The sequence below is a fragment of the Providencia sp. PROV119 genome (assembly GCF_028482435.1).
GTDB classification, from domain to species: Bacteria; Pseudomonadota; Gammaproteobacteria; order Enterobacterales; family Enterobacteriaceae; genus Providencia; species Providencia stuartii.
In genome coordinates this window covers 70,814-88,468 of the sequence record NZ_JAMPQL010000014.1, presented here as the reverse complement: position 1 = coordinate 88,468, position 17,655 = coordinate 70,814, and the positions used below count along the sequence as shown (strand labels likewise).

The window sequence follows — 17,655 nt, the reverse complement described above, 5'->3', positions numbered from 1 at the left end:
TTGCGGAGTTGGATTTCTAAATGCTGTTTTTAAAAGTGAAAACCTTTAATGCATTATCCAGTATTTTATTATGTGACGTATAAAAACAAAAAAATGTCACCTTTAGCTATTAAAAGTTTTTTAAATTTATATTTATATTATGAAAAATGGAAAATAAGAGGGTTTGATATGAGTGAATCAGTCGGATCTATGAAGTCTCAAAAAATGCAGTTATCAACATGGCGAGTTTATCTTTCACCTATTATAGGTGGAATATTTATTCCGATGATGTTCTTGTGGGCACCATTAATTACTATTCAAATGGATAAGGAACTTGGTTTTTCGCCAGAAAAAGTAGGTTTTATCTATATGATAGAAATTTTAACCGGGATGTTAGCAAACGTTATTGCCTTCTTTTGGTTAAAAACAAAGATAAACTGGTATCATATTTATGTGGCTATGATCCTACTTACCGCGGTATTAAACATTATCTCAGGTTTTTTAATTAAAGATCATTTTAATCTTTATATTGCTATCAGAATCCTCTCTGCAATATCAGGAACGACTATTTTTATCATAACCAATTCGTGTATGGCGTTATTGCCAAACTCGTATCGAGCGTTCAGTATCTCCCTATTTAGCCAAATTATATTAGGGAGTTTAGGGCTGTTTATTTTACCGCTATTCCTTGAAAGTTATGGCATATTTTCAGTTTATATTTTCGTGTCCATACTGTTAGTTTGTGTTTTACCGCTAACTAAAGGTATAGATGCTATTTGGCGAATGAAAGAGGAAAATATTTTTAAAGAACAAGCCCAAGGAGCGGTAAAAAATCGTACAGTAAAAAATGAGATGTATCTATGCTTAGCAGGTATCTTCTTATTTAATGTCGTGGTTGCTGGTGTTTGGACATTTATTGGAGGTTATCTTAGCGCGTTACAAGTCGATCTTTCAGTCGTGTATAACATTTTAGGTTCGGCAAGTATGGTCGGTATATTGGGCGCGGGAACTTCAATTTTATTTAGTAAAAAAGTAAATTTAGTTTTTGTTACTTGCTTTATATTTTTAATCGCATCTGTGCTAGCAATGTACTTAAATACTAGCATCATGCTTGTGATTATCAGTTGTTACGCTTTTAAATATATATGGACACTAATATTACCATTTACGATGAGTATTGCTGCTGAATATGAAGTCGATGGAAATGTTATGAACCTTACATCACTTACATTGGGGCTGGGTATCGCGTTAGGGCCGATGTTTAGCGGAATGTTAATTGAGCGTGTTAGTTTTTCTGCAATGTTTTTATTCAATTTATTATTACTTGTTGCCTCCATGGTAATCATTATGAAAATAATTTTTAAAAATAATAAAGATAAGGCTTAATAATGACAAAAAATTTAAATCATTATCATGTGCATACTACGTGGAATGAAGTACTAGACGGAATATCGTTAAAGAATAAAAAGTATCTAATCACAGGCGCTAATATTGGATTAGGCAAAGAGTCTGCTAAGGCAATATTAAGCCATGAAGGATATGTTGTTCTTACCGTCAGGACAGAGGAAAAAAAACAACAACTTTATACGGAGCTTTCTTCACAATTTGATGATGCTTTATTTGAAATTAAATTGCTTGATTTGTCATCGTTAAATGATATTCGGCGTTTCGTAAAGCAAATTATTCTAGAAGATGTGAAACTTGATGGGATATTGGCTAATGCCGGGGTAATGGCCACTGATTTTAAATTAACCGTCGATGGATTTGAACAACAGTTTGGCATTAATCATTTAGGGCATTTTCTATTAATTAACAAACTGACACCTTGCTTATTAAAAGGTGCAAGGGTTGTTATGATGACATCGGGGGCGCATCGCTTAAGTAATGTCGATTTAGATGATCCAAATTTCAATCATCGACCATACAGCCGTTGGACTGCATACGGGCAATCTAAATCAGCAAATGTATTATTTGCATTTGAGTTTGATAGGCGCTGGAAAGATTATAATATTCGAGCTTTTGCGGTAGCTCCCGGCATTGTTCTTGATACAAACCTACATCTGCATTTGCAGCACGATGATTTTAAAGAGTTAGCAGAGAAACAGGACACCAATAAAGTGCCTGTAAAATCATTATCAGCCGGTGTTGCAACACAGATTATGGCATTGTGTCACCCTGAATTTGCGGATAAAGGGGGGATTTTTTTAGAACATTGCAGTTATTCTCAAATTAATGAGGATACGCGGCAGGGAACGGGGGTTATTCCATGGGTACTGGATGTCGCTTTCGGTCAAAAATTATGGCACCTCTCGGAAGAAATGGTGAATGAAACATTTACAGAATACGCCAAACTGAAATCTGAAGTGAGTTATGGGGAGTTGGCCCATAATCGTTTACCTCAAAGCAAAAAAATTAGCCTGACAGGGATAGAATTTAAAACAGAAAACGCAGTGATTGAGATCTTTTTCGATCAAAAGAGCTGCACGATAGAAGGTTATCACCAACAAGGTATTTTTATCCCGAAAGAGGCAAATTATGAAGCGGTTGAGGTGAGAAATAATCTGTTTTTTGTGGATCTTTTATTTCCAGAGCATACGGAAATTACGCTATCTATTGCACTCGATTTTACCACAAATAAAGCGCTATTTATTCTTACACAATATCAGCCTAAAAGTTTGCCTGATCACAGCAAGCCAATACCATTAAAGTTAGCGTCTAATTATCAGCAATATTTTACACCAGCAATAATACTGACTGGAAACCATAAAGTTAATGAATGCCGGTATCCTTTTATTACGAGTGATTTGATTGGCAGTCGGGCGTTATATTGTTATTCGAATTTACCACCGACAGTGTATGAGCATATTTATATCAATTCACATTGGTATTGCTATAACGTCATTAATGGTATCAGAAAAGGTGATGGGGGATGCGATCAAGTGAGTTATTATAAGTTTGACGATTCTACTTATGTGGTGACTTGGCGAGAGCTATTAATCGACCTATCCTTTGTTTTTGTTTATGACTTGGAGAATAAGACGACAACAGGGAAAGGCTGGGGAAATCTGTCAGAAGTGAATAAAATGATTAATATTCCAGCCGGTGCAAATATTATTTCTCTTAACTCATTAAATTACCCATTAAATTATATTCCAACATAAGGTGTTTATAATGAGTCAAGATGCTGATTTAGTCATTATTAATGCCAAGGTTGCAACGGTAGATAAAAACTTCTCTTTCTATGAGGCGATAGCGATTGCAAAAGAGAGAATTATTGCTGTTGGTGATAATGATGATATTTTTAAAAAAATAGGTTTTCATACTCAGATAATTGATGCAAAAAATAAGCTTGTGTTACCTGCTGCACATGATGCGCATATCCATGCGACACACACGGGCATGCTGATTTCTGGTGATTTCCTAAATTTGTTTGAGAGTAAATTAAAAAATGAGTTTGAAAGTCAGTTGGAGACTCATTTAACCGCTAAAAAAAACAGGGACTGGATCTACGGCATTGGATGCCCCTTTGAACTCCTTGATGATAACGACGAAAAAATCGCGGTTAACCAAGCTTACTTATCCCAAAAAACGAATGGGAAATTAGCAAGCTTTAGTGATTTTAGTTTACATAACCTAATTGTTAATCAGGAGGTTATAGAATTATCAGGGTTAAATTCTAAATCCATAGAGCTACCGAAAGAGGTCGGACGGATAGGTATTGATCAGCAAGGTGAGCCTAACGGTATTATTTCTGAATGGGGAGCCATGAACCTTGTCGGGAAATATTTACCTCAGCTGTCTGATGAAGAACTTAAAAGCTATATTTTACTTATCCAATATCATTTACTGCAAAATGGCATCACAAGTTACACCGATATTTTAGGGCCAGGAGGCGATAATCTATTTCATGGTGCTTGGAGTAGCAGAGTCATAAAGCTCTATAAGGCGCTTTATGATGAAAATAAGTTATTAACTCGGGTTAGTGTTAATTTATTTGCGGCAAAAGAAGGTGTGCACAGTTTTAAAAATATTATTTCTGGTGCCGAAGCGTTTTCATATCCACTTCATACCGATAAATCATGGTTAAAAGTCGATACGATAAAGTTATTTGGTGATAGTTCACCTTGTATTCGAAGATCATGCAATGGTTATCAAGGAGAGCTAACCTTTGCTGGTCATAGTGTTGAAGAACAAATTGCCGAACTTAATAAAACCATTGTTGAATTACACCGCTTAGGTTGGCAGGTTGGTATTCATGCAATTGGTGGAAAAACGATTGATGCAGCAATAGATGCCTTTTCTTATGCAGAAAAGATCATGCCAAATAAAGACTTACGCCATTTTATTATTCATGGTGATGATCTCACGATTGAGAATGCGAAAACAATGGCAAAAAATAATATTTTGCTATCCTGCCAACCAATCGCAGGCTATAGCATGATCAATGATATTAAGCAGATTATACCCGATGAGTACAACGCTAAGTTATTTGACTGGCAGTCTTATATTAATGAAGGCGTTGTGGTTGCTGCTGGCTCTGATGCCTGTTGCTTCCCATTTAATTGGTTAAAAGGACTTGAATTTACGCTGACTAGAAAAGCTAAAAACAATCAAATTTATCAATCTGACCTAGGTTGTAAGATTGAGGATGCCATTCGCATGTACACCATTAATGGTGCCATTCAGGAACATCTTGAACATGAAAGAGGTTCGATAGAAGTAGGGAAATTGGCTGACTTACAAATATTAAGTCATGACCTATTTACTATTCCGGCTGAGCAAATAGGGAAAACCAATGTCATTATGACCATTTGTAATGGAAAAGTTGTGTATCAACGGTAATGGAATACCAGATGTGCTCGCGATTATTGAAGCTACACCAGATTATCTACTTAGGGGAATAATATGTTTTGCAGCATGAAAGACTCCACGATTAAAACTGGTCTTTTTTATCATGAATATTGTTTATGGGGGCGGAGTTATAAATCATCACCGCTAGCTTATAATCAAATGAATTGGATGCAACCTTTCGCGAATAATGAATTTGGGGCTAGCTCTGCAAGTTGCGTACGTCGTTTTAAATCCTTAATTGATGTGAGTGGCATGAATGAATTTTTATTTTCATACAGTGCACCCCCCATTACTTATAATGATGCGGCGCGTGTTCATACCCAAGAGTATTTGAATGATTTTATTGAACTGAGTAAAAATGAAGGGGGGGAATTAGGTTTACAGGCACCATTTGGACCGGGGGGGTATCAAATAGCGCTATTATCCGCAGGCCAAGCAAAAGCCGCTGTTCATCAAGTGATGGACGGTTCTTTAAATAGGGCTTATGCCGTATGTGTGCCAGCAGGCCATCATGCTTTGCCAGATAAAGCGATGGGGGCGACCTATTTAGCAAACAGCAGTATTGCCGCTAAATATGCCCTTGAGAATTTAGGGGCAAAAAAAGTCGCTATATTGGATTGGGATGTGCATCATGGAAATGGAACTCAAGCTATTTTTTATAACGATAATAAAGTGCTTACCATCTCTATGCATCAAGATAACTGCTTCCCAATTAACTCAGGAGGTATCGAAGAACAAGGTAACCGAGAAGGTTTAGGATTCAATATTAATATTCCGTTATTACCGGGATGTGGCCATGATGAATATTTATATGCATTAAGAACAATAGCAATCCCTGCTCTTAGGACCTACAAACCGGATCTCATTATTATTGGCAGTGGTTATGATGCAAGTACCTTTGACCCTCTAGGACATATGCAACTCCATAGCCAGAGTTATCGAGAAATGATAGAAAGTATTGTCGCGGTCGCTCAGGACGTTTGCCATGGAAAAGTGGTTGTCATACATGAAGGAGGCTATTCTGAGCATTATGTTCCCTTTTGTGCATTAGCACTACTAGAAGGGTTAAGTGGCATAAATACTCAGGTTGTCGACCCTTTTATTTCTTTTATCCAACAACAAACGATTCCTCAAGCACTCAAAGAGTTACAAGAAAATTTAATAAATCACCAAGCGATTAAATTGGGTTTGTAACAATATTCTATTAGAGCAAGCGTTACACATTAAATTGATCTATTAATTGGGTGAGACATAATGAATATACTAAAAACCAATGATAATGTCATTATTGGGTGGCACTCTTCTTTTTCGGGAGGCGATTTTGATACTCAATTAGCAATAATTATCTCTGAAGTAAATAATGCATTAATAAAAATGGGGATTAGTTATGCGGATATGCTAAAACATACAATAGCGATTAAAAGTGATAAAGTTGATCCCATCTATGCGATTAATCAATTTCATAAAGTTAGCCACGAAATAGCACAAGGCTACGGTAATAAAAAGCCTGTTGGAACAATTATTCGGCTTCCGAATTTTAGCAATGATAATGCTCTGGTAGCCATTGAGTTTATTTTTCCTCGTCATAACAAGGCGGTTCAATGCTTACCTTTCTATAATATGGAAATGGACGTTAGCCGCTCTTTAATTTATGAGGAGCTACTTTATATTACAGGCACGGAAGCTTTGATTGTTTCCGATGATAATAGCCATGCTTATTACATCAATGATACCCTTGAAGAGCAAGTTGCGGTGATTTTTGATAAAATTAATCGTTCAATAATTGAGTTAGATTACTCAATGGATGATCTTATTTTATTAAATGTTTATCTTCGTAGTGATGTCGCATATCAGCCAGTAATAGATCTGATAAAAGACGAGATTGCTAAATATACTGGAAATATTCAAGCTATTAATTGTGAACTCAATGTCACCTATTGTGATGGGATGGCCGTTGATGAATTTTTAATAGAAATAGACGGTTTTGTAAAAAGCCCATTATCACAGTTGGCTGCACCTATTCACTATGCTTGCTTTCAACTTAACCTAGATTTATATGATAGCTTTATACATGCAAAAAAACATATAGATAATATATTGGAAAATAATTTTTCATCCAGTATTAGAATCACAATAAAATATGTTAAGAGTAAAAACAGTAGTGAGGCTTATATTGATATTATACATGATGAGCTAATGACGAAGTTAACAAGCGCCCATGTGGAAAATTATATTGTAGAGACATTGCCAGTCAAAAAACTCATGAATAACAAGTCATTTTTAGAAATAAGCATTCATTCATTTTAATTTATATCACAGGTGATAACATGACAGAGCAAATAATTTCTGATACATCATTTGATATGTTTACGAATGAGTTAAAAAAGAATCGAATAAAGAGAAGTTATGACATTATTAATATTGAATTTAATCTTTATTTAAACAATGAAAGTTTTTATTTTCGTATTGATGAACATGACCATATTATAACGAATAGTGTTTTTTTAAGCTCTTATTTTGATAAGAAAAAAAGAAAAATCAGCGATATGACCGAAGTTGCGGATAAAGTATTTTTAATTGAATTATCAAAAGGGAGCATTGATTTTGCTCACTCAATTTTAGTACTAGACCTCAATAATAGTCATGTTGTCCTGTTTAGCTCTCAATACCAGCCAAGTAAGAAAACGACGCCGAGATTCGAACAGCATTATCATGTTGGAAAGATTATTGGTGATAACGATAATACGCTTCTCCCCGCAGAAACACGAGATCTTATTGGCTTACATATTCTGAATGAATACAGTGAAAGTACCGCCGTTGAACATATTTATATTAATAGCCAATGGTATGCGTATCATATTTATGGAGGGGTAAGACATGGTGAATGTGATTGTGACCAAGCAACTTACCTAAAAATTAAAGATGATGTGTATTTACTTGGTTTTAGAGAGTTAGCGGTCGATGTCGCGATTATTTTGCTCTTAGACTTAAAGTCAATGCGCAACACCGGGTTTGCCGTTGGCTATACGGATGAGCAATGGTTTAGCATCCCTATTGGAGCCTATATGAAGCGGATTAATAAACGGCTTGAAGAGCACAATTTTCACGCTTTATGATAGCCCTGTTTTTTGATGTATTGAAGTGGCGGTGAGCCAGTCCAGCGTTTAAATGCTTTTGAAAAAGCGGCGCTGTCCGTATAGCCTAGTAGTTCAGCTAGGCTATCTATTCTAATCTTCTCTTCAACGAGTTTATCGATAGAAATATCACAGCGAATTTTATCCAGAATATCTGAATAATTAATATTTTCTTTTGCTAATTTACGTTGTAATGTCCTTGGTGAGATATACAGCTTTGCCGCTACCCAAGATAATGAAATGTCTTTTTGTGATAAAATATGTTGGTACATAATATCTTGCACTTTCATACTCATGGATTCGGGCATACAACTTGAGTGTTTAAGTTTATTTAGATGATTTTTTAAGAAAAAAATGAACGTTTCATCATGCTCTTTTTTATTAATACCAGCATTTAGCCACTCTTCATCAAATGAAATACCATTGAATTTAGCATTGTCTTCATAGTGAGTTGGAATGATTTTTTTCAAATTATCTTTATCTTTTCGACTTAATGCATATTGGAAATAAAATGTATCAGGTATCCAATCTTTACCAAGTCGCTCTCTTATTTGACTCACTAACCTAAATAAACTGTACTCAATGTCAAACTTATAGTATTCAGGCTTAAATATACTCACTTCATAATTGATTAAAACCTTTTTGTTTTCTATGACAATATTAGTGTGTGTTTTGCCTTGAAATAGATCGGTATATTGGTTGAGTTCGATTAAAGCGGCATGTAATGTTTTTGCCGACATAAAAATTTCACTGATCGGTGAGTAACTATGATAGGGGGCTGCGATACCCGCTTTCGCACACCAATGCTGATCTTTTGTTTCATGAGCAATTAAACGTAGAAACTCGTTATAAGCTTGTATGGGGGCAACTTCTGTTAATTTTAGTAATTTAAATTTATTATATAAAATTTTTGATCTATATGAAAAAGGAATATCCAGTGACTGTAAATAACTCATGATCTCGGATATTTTTAGCTGATGTATATAAGAGTTATATGAATGATGGGCGTTAGTTTCAGGTTTCATTTTTATGCCTCGTATTAATGAGATGCTATTTTGCTTGAATTCATTAACCGCACATTCTTTGATATGACAAAATTACATGTTAGTAACAAAATAGCAATGAATTTATATCATTATTATTTTATATTGATGATATAAATATATCGTTATATTCTTTATTTTTGATTGAAATCTTAAATAAATAACAATTATTTTGAACATCAATTATCTTAATTCATTAACACTCTTTTTAGAATGCTCTTATTTAGTATTTTTTGTTTTTTTTAAATTTGACTTAATTGTTGTTGATTGACCTTTTATTTTTTAGTTCATACCTTAGTTTTATGAATAAATGCTATTGGTGTCACCAAAGTAAGAGTAAAAGCTATTAAATAACTACAATGCTGCTATAACAATAATAAATAAAAGTCACTCTTATTGTATTGGTCGTAAACGCGTCATAGGTTGCAGTATATTTTTCTTGGAGAAGCACACAATGATAGGCACAGTAAATCGGTTATTGGCACATGACGATGCTGGAAAATTGTTATTACGTATTACTATTGGCGGATTAATGTTATTCCATGGCATGAGTAAATTGTTAACAGGCGCTAGTGGCATTAAAGCTATGCTTGCTGCATATGGTTTACCCGAATTTATTGCTTATGGAACTATTTTGGGGGAAGTTGTCGCACCGATTTTCATTATATTAGGGATACTCACTCGCCCAGCCGCGCTGCTTGTCGCTTTTACCATGTTTATTGCTTGGTTAATGGTAGGGCTTGATAAAACGTTTTTATTGGATAAAACGGGGGCATGGGCAATTGAAAGTATTGTTTATTTCTTTGTGGGATCAATTGCACTTGCGTTAATGGGAGCAGGGCGCTTTTCTGTTATGAAGAGTGCAACGTGGCGTTAAGGCTCAATACGATGAATATCAGGCCATCATAAATGGTGGCCTGTATCCTTAAAAGCTTATGATGCAATGCTTTTGGCGAACTTTGGATGAGATTTTAATGTGTCGAGATAATGATTAATGACCGCGGAATTTTCGATAAAATTTATCTTTTCCATAAATAGAAGAAAAGCCCCGACATACACATCGATTGCGGTTAGTTGTTGGCCGCAAATATAAGGTGCAGCGTTACTAAGTCCTGTTTCTAGGCAATCCATAACGCGTTTAAATGAGCCAAAACCTGACATTTTTTGCTGTGCTTCATCTAACTGTAAGCCCATTGCATGCGTTGTAAATGCCGCTTCAATAGGGCCTGCGGTAAAAAAGAACCAGCGATAATAGGCTGCTCGTTGTGGGGAATTAAACGCCGGCGCTAACCCTTTTTCTATAAATTTATCGGCTAAATAGACACAGATAGCCGCAGTTTCAGTGATAATATGTTCACCATCGACTAAAGCGGGAACTTTTCCCATCGGATTAATAGCAAGATATTCGGCAGTATGCATTTGCTCGCCATATTCAAGCTCAATTCGCTGATAAGGTACATCTAACAGTTTAAATAGCAGGTCGACCGTATTGCCGCGTGACATCGAATTTGTATATAGGGTAAGTGAGCTCATCGCCTTTTCCTTATGATTAAGTTGAGTCGCTATCATAAGGTAGCGGTGTGTCAGATTCTGTCAGTAGTCACACATAAAGTCTCTTTTCGCCATTGCTCAAATAAATAATGTTTGGGATAGGGTAATTTATCCTCCAGAGCAATATAGGATTGGATCCGATCTAAGCGAAAATGGCGATAACTTTCTCTGAGTTCGCACCAAGCGGCTAAGACTTGGGTATCTTTCATATAGCCAATTGCGATTGGCCAGATAACTCTACTGCTAAATTTCCCACTTTCATCTTGATAGTCAATTTTAGCTTTTATTTCTTTTCGTAAACTCAGTCTTAGGTTTTTCGCAATCACATTATTAATCGGTGCAATTTGTGTGCTAGGTGCAAATAATGTTGTTTGGTTGATAAGGTTTTGTGACCCCTGTTTGACAACCGCATTGATTTTATTGATTGCGCGCATGGCGGATAACTTCAGCTCTTCATCGGCATTACTTTGTACCCAGCGTAAACCTAAGATCAGCGCTTCGAGTTCGTTATCATCGAACATTAAAGGGGGAAGTAACAAACCGGATTTTAGCTGATAGCCGATACCTGCTTCACCTGTAATTTCGGCACCTTGGCAGCGTAGTTCATCAATATCACGGTAAACAGACCGAATACTGATGTGCAATTGTGACGCGAGAGACTCAGCCGTAATGGGATAGCGACTTTCTTTTAATATCTGTAATAAAGTCAATAAACGTTGAGTGCGGGTCATTGGTTACTCTGTGCGTTGGCTGGAAATCGTATTATAACATTGGTGCTTAAGGCGAGAATAAAAAATAGCGGCGAGAATGGCCTCACCGCTAATTAAAAATGACTGGATTGATGGTGGCTATCTATCGTTTGCTAAGATAGCTTTTTGCAAAAACTTATCTAATAAAGCGCTATCACGGCAATAAGGCTCTGGAAGATTGAGTTTTTCTGATTTTTCAATCGTCTCAATAATCAACCTGTCGATAGCAGGGCGCCGTGAACCATATTCGCTTTCATATACATTTTGTTTGATCACTAACAGTTCATTGATTTCCGCCAAAACGGCGTGATCGGTGACTGTTGCACTGACCAATTGTGAAAAAGCCATTGGTGGCATGATTTTTGAGTGTTCAATCCAACGCAACGCCAGTATTGCCCTTAAGATATAAAAATATTTTTTTAGGCGTACTGTTTCCCCTTTAAAATCTTCCCGCAAGTTACGTTTTGCTATGGATAAATAGTGATAACGCGCCTTTAGCGGTGAATAGAATTTTGACGCTAATAATTCAAATTGTTGAATAAATGACGCATCCTTGTGGTAAACAATTGGCGAATGCAGCCATTCAATTAACGCGGGGTTAGAATTACGCATCAATTTTAAAGCTTTTGATAATTCCCAACCGGAAACATCCAGTTCATTATCAATGGGTTTTTCAATCACATCGCGTTTTCTATCGAGTGTTAAATACCAATCTAATTGATGAACATAAATAAACCTCACATCATAATCGCTATCACAAGAAGCAAAACCCCAACCGCGGCTTCCAGACTCGCACGCAAACAGGATTTTTACCCGATGGGTTGTTTCTATTTCAGCTAATGTTTTTTGTATGCGCTCTCGCATTAATGGCGTTATGCTTTCACTCTCCATGCCATTCTCCTATCCTTTCACACACACGACCTGACGCAGTGTATGTACGATTTCTACTAATGACGATTGTGCGGCCATCACGGCATCAATATCTTTGTATGCCATTGGGATCTCATCAATGACGTCACTATCTTTTCGACACTCTACATGGGCTGTTGCTAGTTTTTGATCTGCCACAGAATAGCGCTTTTTCGCTTCTGTTCGACTCATCACACGGCCTGCACCATGGCTGCAAGAGCAGAAACTTTCTTCATTCCCTAAACCGCGTACGATAAAGCTTTTAGCCCCCATAGAGCCGGGAATGATCCCCATTTGCCCTTTTCTCGCAGATACGGCACCTTTACGGGTTACCAGTATCTCTTCACCAAAATGGTGCTCTTTTTGTACATAATTATGGTGGCAATTCACCGCTTCTTGTTGTGTGGTGAATGGCTTCGTGATCGTTTTTGATAGTGCTTCTAGTACTCGGTGCATCATGACTTCACGGTTATGGCGAGCGAAATCTTGTGCCCAACCTACGGCTTCCATGTAATCATTAAAGTGTTGGCTCCCTTCTTCAAAGTACGCCAAATCGCGATCAGGCAGATTGGCAATATGCTGTTGCATATCTTTATGTGCTAATGAAATAAATAAGTTACCAATCGCGTTACCGACACCGCGAGAACCACTATGTAGCATCACCCATACACGATCTTGTTCATCTAAACACAGCTCAATAAAGTGGTTACCTGTTCCTAATGTTCCTAAATGGTTGTAGTGGTTTGTTCCACGCAGTTTTGGGTATTTATCACAAATACGTTTAAATTCTTCATCTAAATACGCCCAATGCTGATCAACAATTTCGGGTGCTCGATGCCAGGCTCCTTTATCACGACCATGGCGTTGAGTTGTACGTCCATGTGGAACAGCCGCTTCAATTGCAAAACGGATATTTTGCAGGCTATCCGGTAAATCAGAGGCGGTTAGTGAAGTTCGCACTGCTATCATCCCACAACCGATATCAACGCCAACGGCAGCCGGAATAATGGCGCCTTTGGTTGGGATCACACTACCAATAGTGGAACCTTTACCGACATGTACATCAGGCATTACTGCTAAATGTTTAAAAATAAAAGGCATTTTAGCGGTGTTTTGCAGTTGTACTACGGCTTTAGGATCAACCGGTACACCGTTAGTCCACATTTTTACAGGTGCGCTATTTTCCAAAATAAGTTCGTTAACAGCGTTATTGTTCATTCTTTATTCCTTAATTTTTACCAGTCCGTTTAATACTTGATCCAATCCACCATAAACGGATATTTGGTCGATTCGATGCGCAATGCTTTCTAGTGTTTCCAGCTCTTTTAAACGTAAAGCAATGGGGTTGTTTTCCATGACTTTTGCCGTGTTTAATAATGAGCGTGTTGCCGCGGTTTCTTCTCGACGGCGGATCACGTTTGCTTGGGCGGCCTTTTCCGCTTCTACCACTTGCGATAAAATAGTTCGCATATCACCCGGCAAAATAATGTCTTTTACGCCAATGCTATCGACATCCAAGCCAAATTCAGCGACACATTGGGTAATTTGTTCTAGCATCAATTCATCAATGAGTTGCTTGTTTTCCAGTAACTCATCTAATGAGCGTGTGCCGATAATTTCTCGTAAGGCAAACTGTAGCTCACGGTAGAGATAATCGACGGGTTGGCTCAACTTTGAGAAGGCCAACAAAATATCACGGTAGCGCCAGTTGGCTGACAAATTGATACGCAATGTCACTTTGTCTTTGGTTAGGATCTCTTGACCACTGACCTCAATCGCCAGTAAACGGGTATCAATAACGTCTACCTGAGGCTGGTGTTCAATACACCAGTAACCATAATTTCCGGGTTGCAATAATGTTTTGACTTCACCATCAACCTTTAATACCCCAACATGCCACGCTGGAACTTGGACCACTAAGCTGATATCTCGACCCTTAATCCATTTTTTGCTATTTAGGCGGTTGACTAATGTTTGTGGGATAGCAATATCACCTGTTTGTTGAATATCTACACGTAATGTTTCTGCAATTTTCCAATACAGGCGTCGCGTTGCCGGCGCTAAAATTTCAGTCAAATTATTATGAAGATATAAAAAAGCGATCTCGTTATCCGATAAATTAATATCTATACAATGCGCTTCCACCCAATCAGGGTGATATTGGCGCAAATGATCAGCCAACTTTGCATCAATAGGTTCATGATTAAGTGTGAACAGGCTAACGGTGAGTTTATTAAACCAATCATTGATACGGTGTTCACCTGCTAGCAAAAGATGCTGAAAATTACCGTTTTTCTCGGTCAGCGCAATTTGTCCTTGTGCCACAATTATTTTTTTCATTATTTATTCCTTTATTATTATGAGCCACCATCGAAGAAAGGTATGGAGTGATGGGGGGAAAGTTAGAGTGCCGTCAAACTGGCTGTCTAAGGTTCTGCCCATGACCCGATAAAGATCTCGGAGGGTGGTGTGTTGCCTAATTTTTATAACCCGTTGTTATATCAAGTTTTTTGTTCTGGAAGGAACAGATTAACTATCATTAAGTTATTATCTTACTGACGGCGGAATACAGACCATGTAGTGACATCATTTCGCCACCATGTCTGCACCGGTAGAACCGAAGTTCTGACAATATCCGGCAGTGGATGATTTTAATATTGCGATAAGCGTGCCAACTTTGTTTAAAATAACAAAAAAATATTTATCTTATTGATATGTAATAACTTAATTTTTTTGGAATTATTCTGGTATGATTCAGATAAAAAATAACCTATGCTATTTTTTATCTTTAATTATCGTGATTTATAAATTTATATAAAATGAATAAGAAGCGTAAGGTTGTTATTGGCGTATTAGGTACGGCACTGGATCGACGTGGAAAAAGAACGAATCGGTGGACGAAATGGCGCCCTTCAGTTGGGCTATGTCAGCAACCTGATCTGGATATTCATCGCTTTGAATTAATCCATCAGGTAAATAATTATAATATGGCTCATCATGTGAAAGAGGATATTGAGCAAGTCTCACCACAGACGGAGGTCATATTACGCGAGGTGGATATTGCTGATCCGTGGGATTTTGAAGAGGTTTATACCTCGTTACTGGATTTTTCTTCAAATTACCCTTTTGACACTGAGAATGAAGAGTATTTGGTTCATATCACGACGGGTACTCACGTGGTGCAAATCTGCTGGTTCTTGTTAACAGAAGCACACTATTTACCCGCTAAATTATTGCAAACCTCACCGACAGAAGCGGGAAGAGAAAAAGATCCCGCGGGTATCTATACGGTGATTGATCTCGACCTCAGTCGCTATACGCACATCACGAGCCGTTTTCAAAAAGAGCAACAGGCTCAAGTGTCTTTTTTAAAATCAGGTATCGCAACTCGTAACGCGAATTTTAACGCGATGATTGAGCGGATCGAGCGAGTCGCTTTACGTTCAAAAGCGCCTATCTTATTAAATGGCCCTACAGGGGCGGGTAAATCCTTTTTGGCGCGCAGAATTTATCAATTGCGAGAAAGTCGCCATCATATTAAAGGGCGCTTTGTTGAGGTTAACTGTGCCACGTTACGCGGTGATAACGCGATGTCAACGCTATTTGGGCATATTAAAGGCGCGTTTACAGGCGCGATTAACCCACGTCGTGGCCTGCTTAAAGAGGCTGACGGTGGTATCTTATTTTTAGATGAAATTGCTGAATTAGGGCTGGACGAACAAGCCATGCTACTAAAAGCCATTGAAGAAAAAAGTTTTTTTCCGTACGGTTCCGATGAGGAAGTGCAAAGTGACTTTCAATTGATAGCGGGTACACATCGTAATTTGGCGCAATGGGTTGAAGAGGGTAAATTTCGCGAAGATTTATTTGCGCGTATCAATATGTGGACTTTCACCTTACCTGGGCTGGCGGAAAGACGTGAGGATATTGAGCCTAATATCGATTATGAGTTGGCTAAATTTAGTCAGGATGCACAAAGCCAAATCCGCTTTGATAGTGAAGCTCGCCAAGCTTACTTAACGTTTGCCTGTTCAGCGCAAGCGTTGTGGCGGGGTAACTTCCGTGAACTCGGAGCATCAATCAGCCGCATGGCAACCTTTGCTGAACGTGGTCGTGTGACAAAAGCGGTCGTTGATGAAGAGATCATGAGATTGCAATCACAGTGGGTCACAAAAGCAAAAGACACCTTGCCGCCAGAAGTTGGCGAAATTGACCTATTTGAGCAGCAACAATTAGCCACAGTATTAGATGTATGCCGTCGCTCATCAAGTCTCTCAGAAGCGGGTAGAGTACTGTTTGCTGTTTCAAGACAGCAGAAAAAGCAGCCGAATGATGCAGATAGGTTACGTAAGTATTTGGCGCGTTTTGGATTAGATTGGGATAAGGTGAAAAAGGCTTAGTGCTTGGCGAAATTGATAAGATACTCAGTAATCTATTAGAAACATTAAGTTTATTTATTATAAAAATAATAAAAACAGTTAAGTATGGAGTGTGAAAAGATGGAGTTAACCTTTTTAGGAACGAGTGCCGGTGTGCCGACCAAAGAGCGTAACGTCACCAGTATGCTATTAAACCTAACAGGCATACGTAAAACATACTGGATGTTTGATTGTGGTGAAGGAACTCAACATCGCATTTTAAATAGCGTATTTAAGGCGCCAAGAATTGAAAAAATTTTTATTACCCATCTACATGGAGATCATATTTTTGGATTACCGGGGCTGTTATGTAGCCGCTCAATGGGGGGATCAACTGATCCATTAACGTTATATGGTCCAAAAGGTTTAAAACAGTATGTCGAAACAGTACTGACCCTGAGCAGCTCTTATATGACTTATCCTCTTGAAATGATCGAAATAGAGCCAGGGCAGTTGTTTGATGATGGTGAGTTAATCGTGACAGCCTACCCGCTTGACCATCGCGTTGAATGCTATGGTTACCGTATTGAAGAACATCCTAAACGAGGTTCATTAGATGTTGATAAATTAGCGCAAGATAACATTCCACGCGGCCCGTGGATGCAAGCGTTAAAGGCCGGTGAAACTATTATGTTAGCCGACGGTCGCCGTGTTAATGGTGCTGATTATTTAGGTAAGCCAAAGCCTGGCAAAGTCATTGCGATTTTTGGGGATACCAAACCAACGGAACAGGCTCTTTTCTTGGCAAAGAATGCCGATGTTATGGTGCATGAAACGACGCTGGAAAATGCGTATCATGAAAAAGCCAATGATCGGGGGCACAGTACCACAGGGCAAGCGGCGCAGTTAGCGCGAGACGCGGGTGTGAAACGTTTTATTGCGACGCATATCAGTGGTCGTTATAGCGCTGAAGATATGCCAATGCTGCTGGCGGAGTGCCAAGCCATTTTCCCTAATACCGAGATAGCGAGCGACTATTTAACCATTAAAATCTAGAGCGATGGCATGGCCTCTTGTTCGC

15 protein-coding genes are annotated in these 17,655 nt (G+C 38.0%); 9 read left to right on the top strand and 6 right to left on the bottom strand.

What is annotated here, in order from left to right:
* Window positions 1–48 precede the first annotated feature (48 nt).
* From PSF11_RS13310 to PSF11_RS13285, 6 genes are all read left to right on the top strand, one after another.
* A complete protein-coding gene (locus tag PSF11_RS13310) occupies window positions 49–1,365 on the top strand; it encodes an MFS transporter (RefSeq protein ID WP_072502559.1) in 1,317 nt (438 codons plus the stop codon).
* Between the two features lie 2 nt (window positions 1,366–1,367).
* A complete protein-coding gene (locus tag PSF11_RS13305; RefSeq protein ID WP_004926047.1) occupies window positions 1,368–3,140 on the top strand; it encodes an SDR family NAD(P)-dependent oxidoreductase in 1,773 nt (590 codons plus the stop codon).
* Window positions 3,141–3,150: 10 nt separating this feature from the next.
* Window positions 3,151–4,821, top strand: a complete 1,671-nt coding sequence (locus PSF11_RS13300) for an amidohydrolase (RefSeq protein WP_072502558.1) — start codon at window positions 3,151–3,153, stop codon at window positions 4,819–4,821.
* Between the two features lie 63 nt (window positions 4,822–4,884).
* Complete coding sequence (locus PSF11_RS13295; protein ID WP_014656896.1) at window positions 4,885–6,024, top strand: class II histone deacetylase; 1,140 nt, start codon at window positions 4,885–4,887, stop codon at window positions 6,022–6,024.
* 60 nt (window positions 6,025–6,084) lie between these two features.
* A complete protein-coding gene (locus PSF11_RS13290) occupies window positions 6,085–7,137 on the top strand; it encodes a RidA family protein (protein ID WP_004926051.1) in 1,053 nt (350 codons plus the stop codon).
* A gap of 20 nt (window positions 7,138–7,157) precedes the next feature.
* Window positions 7,158–7,946, top strand: a complete 789-nt coding sequence (locus PSF11_RS13285) for a MoaF C-terminal domain-containing protein (RefSeq protein ID WP_004926053.1) — start codon at window positions 7,158–7,160, stop codon at window positions 7,944–7,946.
* Here the strand turns inward: PSF11_RS13285 and PSF11_RS13280 are convergent.
* Complete coding sequence (locus PSF11_RS13280) at window positions 7,934–8,989, bottom strand: AraC family transcriptional regulator (protein WP_004926055.1); 1,056 nt, start codon at window positions 8,987–8,989, stop codon at window positions 7,934–7,936. The two genes, PSF11_RS13285 and PSF11_RS13280, sit on opposite strands and share 13 nt — an antisense overlap.
* Before the next feature lie 472 nt (window positions 8,990–9,461).
* On the opposite strand from PSF11_RS13280, the gene PSF11_RS13275 reads away from it, so the two are divergent.
* Entirely contained in the window at window positions 9,462–9,884 is a 423-nt protein-coding gene (locus PSF11_RS13275) for a DoxX family protein (RefSeq protein WP_014656892.1), read from the top strand.
* Between the two features lie 56 nt (window positions 9,885–9,940).
* Here PSF11_RS13275 and PSF11_RS13270 read toward each other — a convergent pair whose 3' ends face one another.
* From PSF11_RS13270 to PSF11_RS13250, 5 genes are all read right to left on the bottom strand, one after another.
* Complete coding sequence (locus PSF11_RS13270; protein ID WP_014656891.1) at window positions 9,941–10,540, bottom strand: glutathione S-transferase family protein; 600 nt, start codon at window positions 10,538–10,540, stop codon at window positions 9,941–9,943.
* 50 nt (window positions 10,541–10,590) lie between these two features.
* Entirely contained in the window at window positions 10,591–11,289 is a 699-nt protein-coding gene (locus PSF11_RS13265; protein WP_004926059.1) for a helix-turn-helix transcriptional regulator, read from the bottom strand.
* A 117-nt stretch (window positions 11,290–11,406) separates the two neighbouring features.
* Window positions 11,407–12,198, bottom strand: a complete 792-nt coding sequence (locus tag PSF11_RS13260) for a nucleotidyltransferase domain-containing protein (protein WP_072502557.1) — start codon at window positions 12,196–12,198, stop codon at window positions 11,407–11,409.
* 9 nt (window positions 12,199–12,207) lie between these two features.
* On the bottom strand, window positions 12,208–13,434 hold the full coding sequence (locus PSF11_RS13255) for an RtcB family protein (protein WP_072502556.1): 1,227 nt from the start codon (window positions 13,432–13,434) through the stop codon (window positions 12,208–12,210).
* A 3-nt stretch (window positions 13,435–13,437) separates the two neighbouring features.
* Window positions 13,438–14,559 (bottom strand): slipin family protein, encoded by a 1,122-nt coding sequence (locus tag PSF11_RS13250; protein WP_169342296.1) that lies wholly within the window; start codon window positions 14,557–14,559, stop codon window positions 13,438–13,440.
* 476 nt (window positions 14,560–15,035) lie between these two features.
* Between PSF11_RS13250 and rtcR the strand changes: the two genes are divergently transcribed.
* The gene (rtcR, locus tag PSF11_RS13245) at window positions 15,036–16,616 is read left to right on the top strand and encodes an RNA repair transcriptional activator RtcR (RefSeq protein WP_004926065.1); all 1,581 of its coding nucleotides are present in this window, start codon (window positions 15,036–15,038) and stop codon (window positions 16,614–16,616) included.
* Window positions 16,617–16,715: 99 nt separating this feature from the next.
* Window positions 16,716–17,630 (top strand): ribonuclease Z, encoded by a 915-nt coding sequence (rnz, locus tag PSF11_RS13240; RefSeq protein ID WP_040132740.1) that lies wholly within the window; start codon window positions 16,716–16,718, stop codon window positions 17,628–17,630.
* The last annotated feature ends 25 nt before the right edge of the window (window positions 17,631–17,655 follow it).

Excerpts from the sequence above, each read along its gene's own strand:
- PSF11_RS13290 (WP_004926051.1), top strand. The coding sequence starts at position 6,085 with ATGAATATACTAAAAACCAATGATAATGTCATTATTGGGTGGCACTCT.
- PSF11_RS13285 (WP_004926053.1), top strand. The coding sequence starts at position 7,158 with ATGACAGAGCAAATAATTTCTGATACATCATTTGATATGTTTACGAAT.
- rnz (WP_040132740.1), top strand. The coding sequence starts at position 16,716 with ATGGAGTTAACCTTTTTAGGAACGAGTGCCGGTGTGCCGACCAAAGAG.
- PSF11_RS13275 (WP_014656892.1), top strand. The coding sequence starts at position 9,462 with ATGATAGGCACAGTAAATCGGTTATTGGCACATGACGATGCTGGAAAA.
- PSF11_RS13310 (WP_072502559.1), top strand. The coding sequence starts at position 49 with ATGCATTATCCAGTATTTTATTATGTGACGTATAAAAACAAAAAAATG.
- PSF11_RS13295 (WP_014656896.1), top strand. The coding sequence starts at position 4,885 with ATGTTTTGCAGCATGAAAGACTCCACGATTAAAACTGGTCTTTTTTAT.
- PSF11_RS13280 (WP_004926055.1), bottom strand. The coding sequence starts at position 8,989 with ATGAAACCTGAAACTAACGCCCATCATTCATATAACTCTTATATACAT.
- PSF11_RS13270 (WP_014656891.1), bottom strand. The coding sequence starts at position 10,540 with ATGAGCTCACTTACCCTATATACAAATTCGATGTCACGCGGCAATACG.
- PSF11_RS13305 (WP_004926047.1), top strand. The coding sequence starts at position 1,368 with ATGACAAAAAATTTAAATCATTATCATGTGCATACTACGTGGAATGAA.
- PSF11_RS13265 (WP_004926059.1), bottom strand. The coding sequence starts at position 11,289 with ATGACCCGCACTCAACGTTTATTGACTTTATTACAGATATTAAAAGAA.
- PSF11_RS13300 (WP_072502558.1), top strand. The coding sequence starts at position 3,151 with ATGAGTCAAGATGCTGATTTAGTCATTATTAATGCCAAGGTTGCAACG.
- PSF11_RS13260 (WP_072502557.1), bottom strand. The coding sequence starts at position 12,198 with ATGGAGAGTGAAAGCATAACGCCATTAATGCGAGAGCGCATACAAAAA.
- rtcR (WP_004926065.1), top strand. The coding sequence starts at position 15,036 with ATGAATAAGAAGCGTAAGGTTGTTATTGGCGTATTAGGTACGGCACTG.
- PSF11_RS13255 (WP_072502556.1), bottom strand. The coding sequence starts at position 13,434 with ATGAACAATAACGCTGTTAACGAACTTATTTTGGAAAATAGCGCACCT.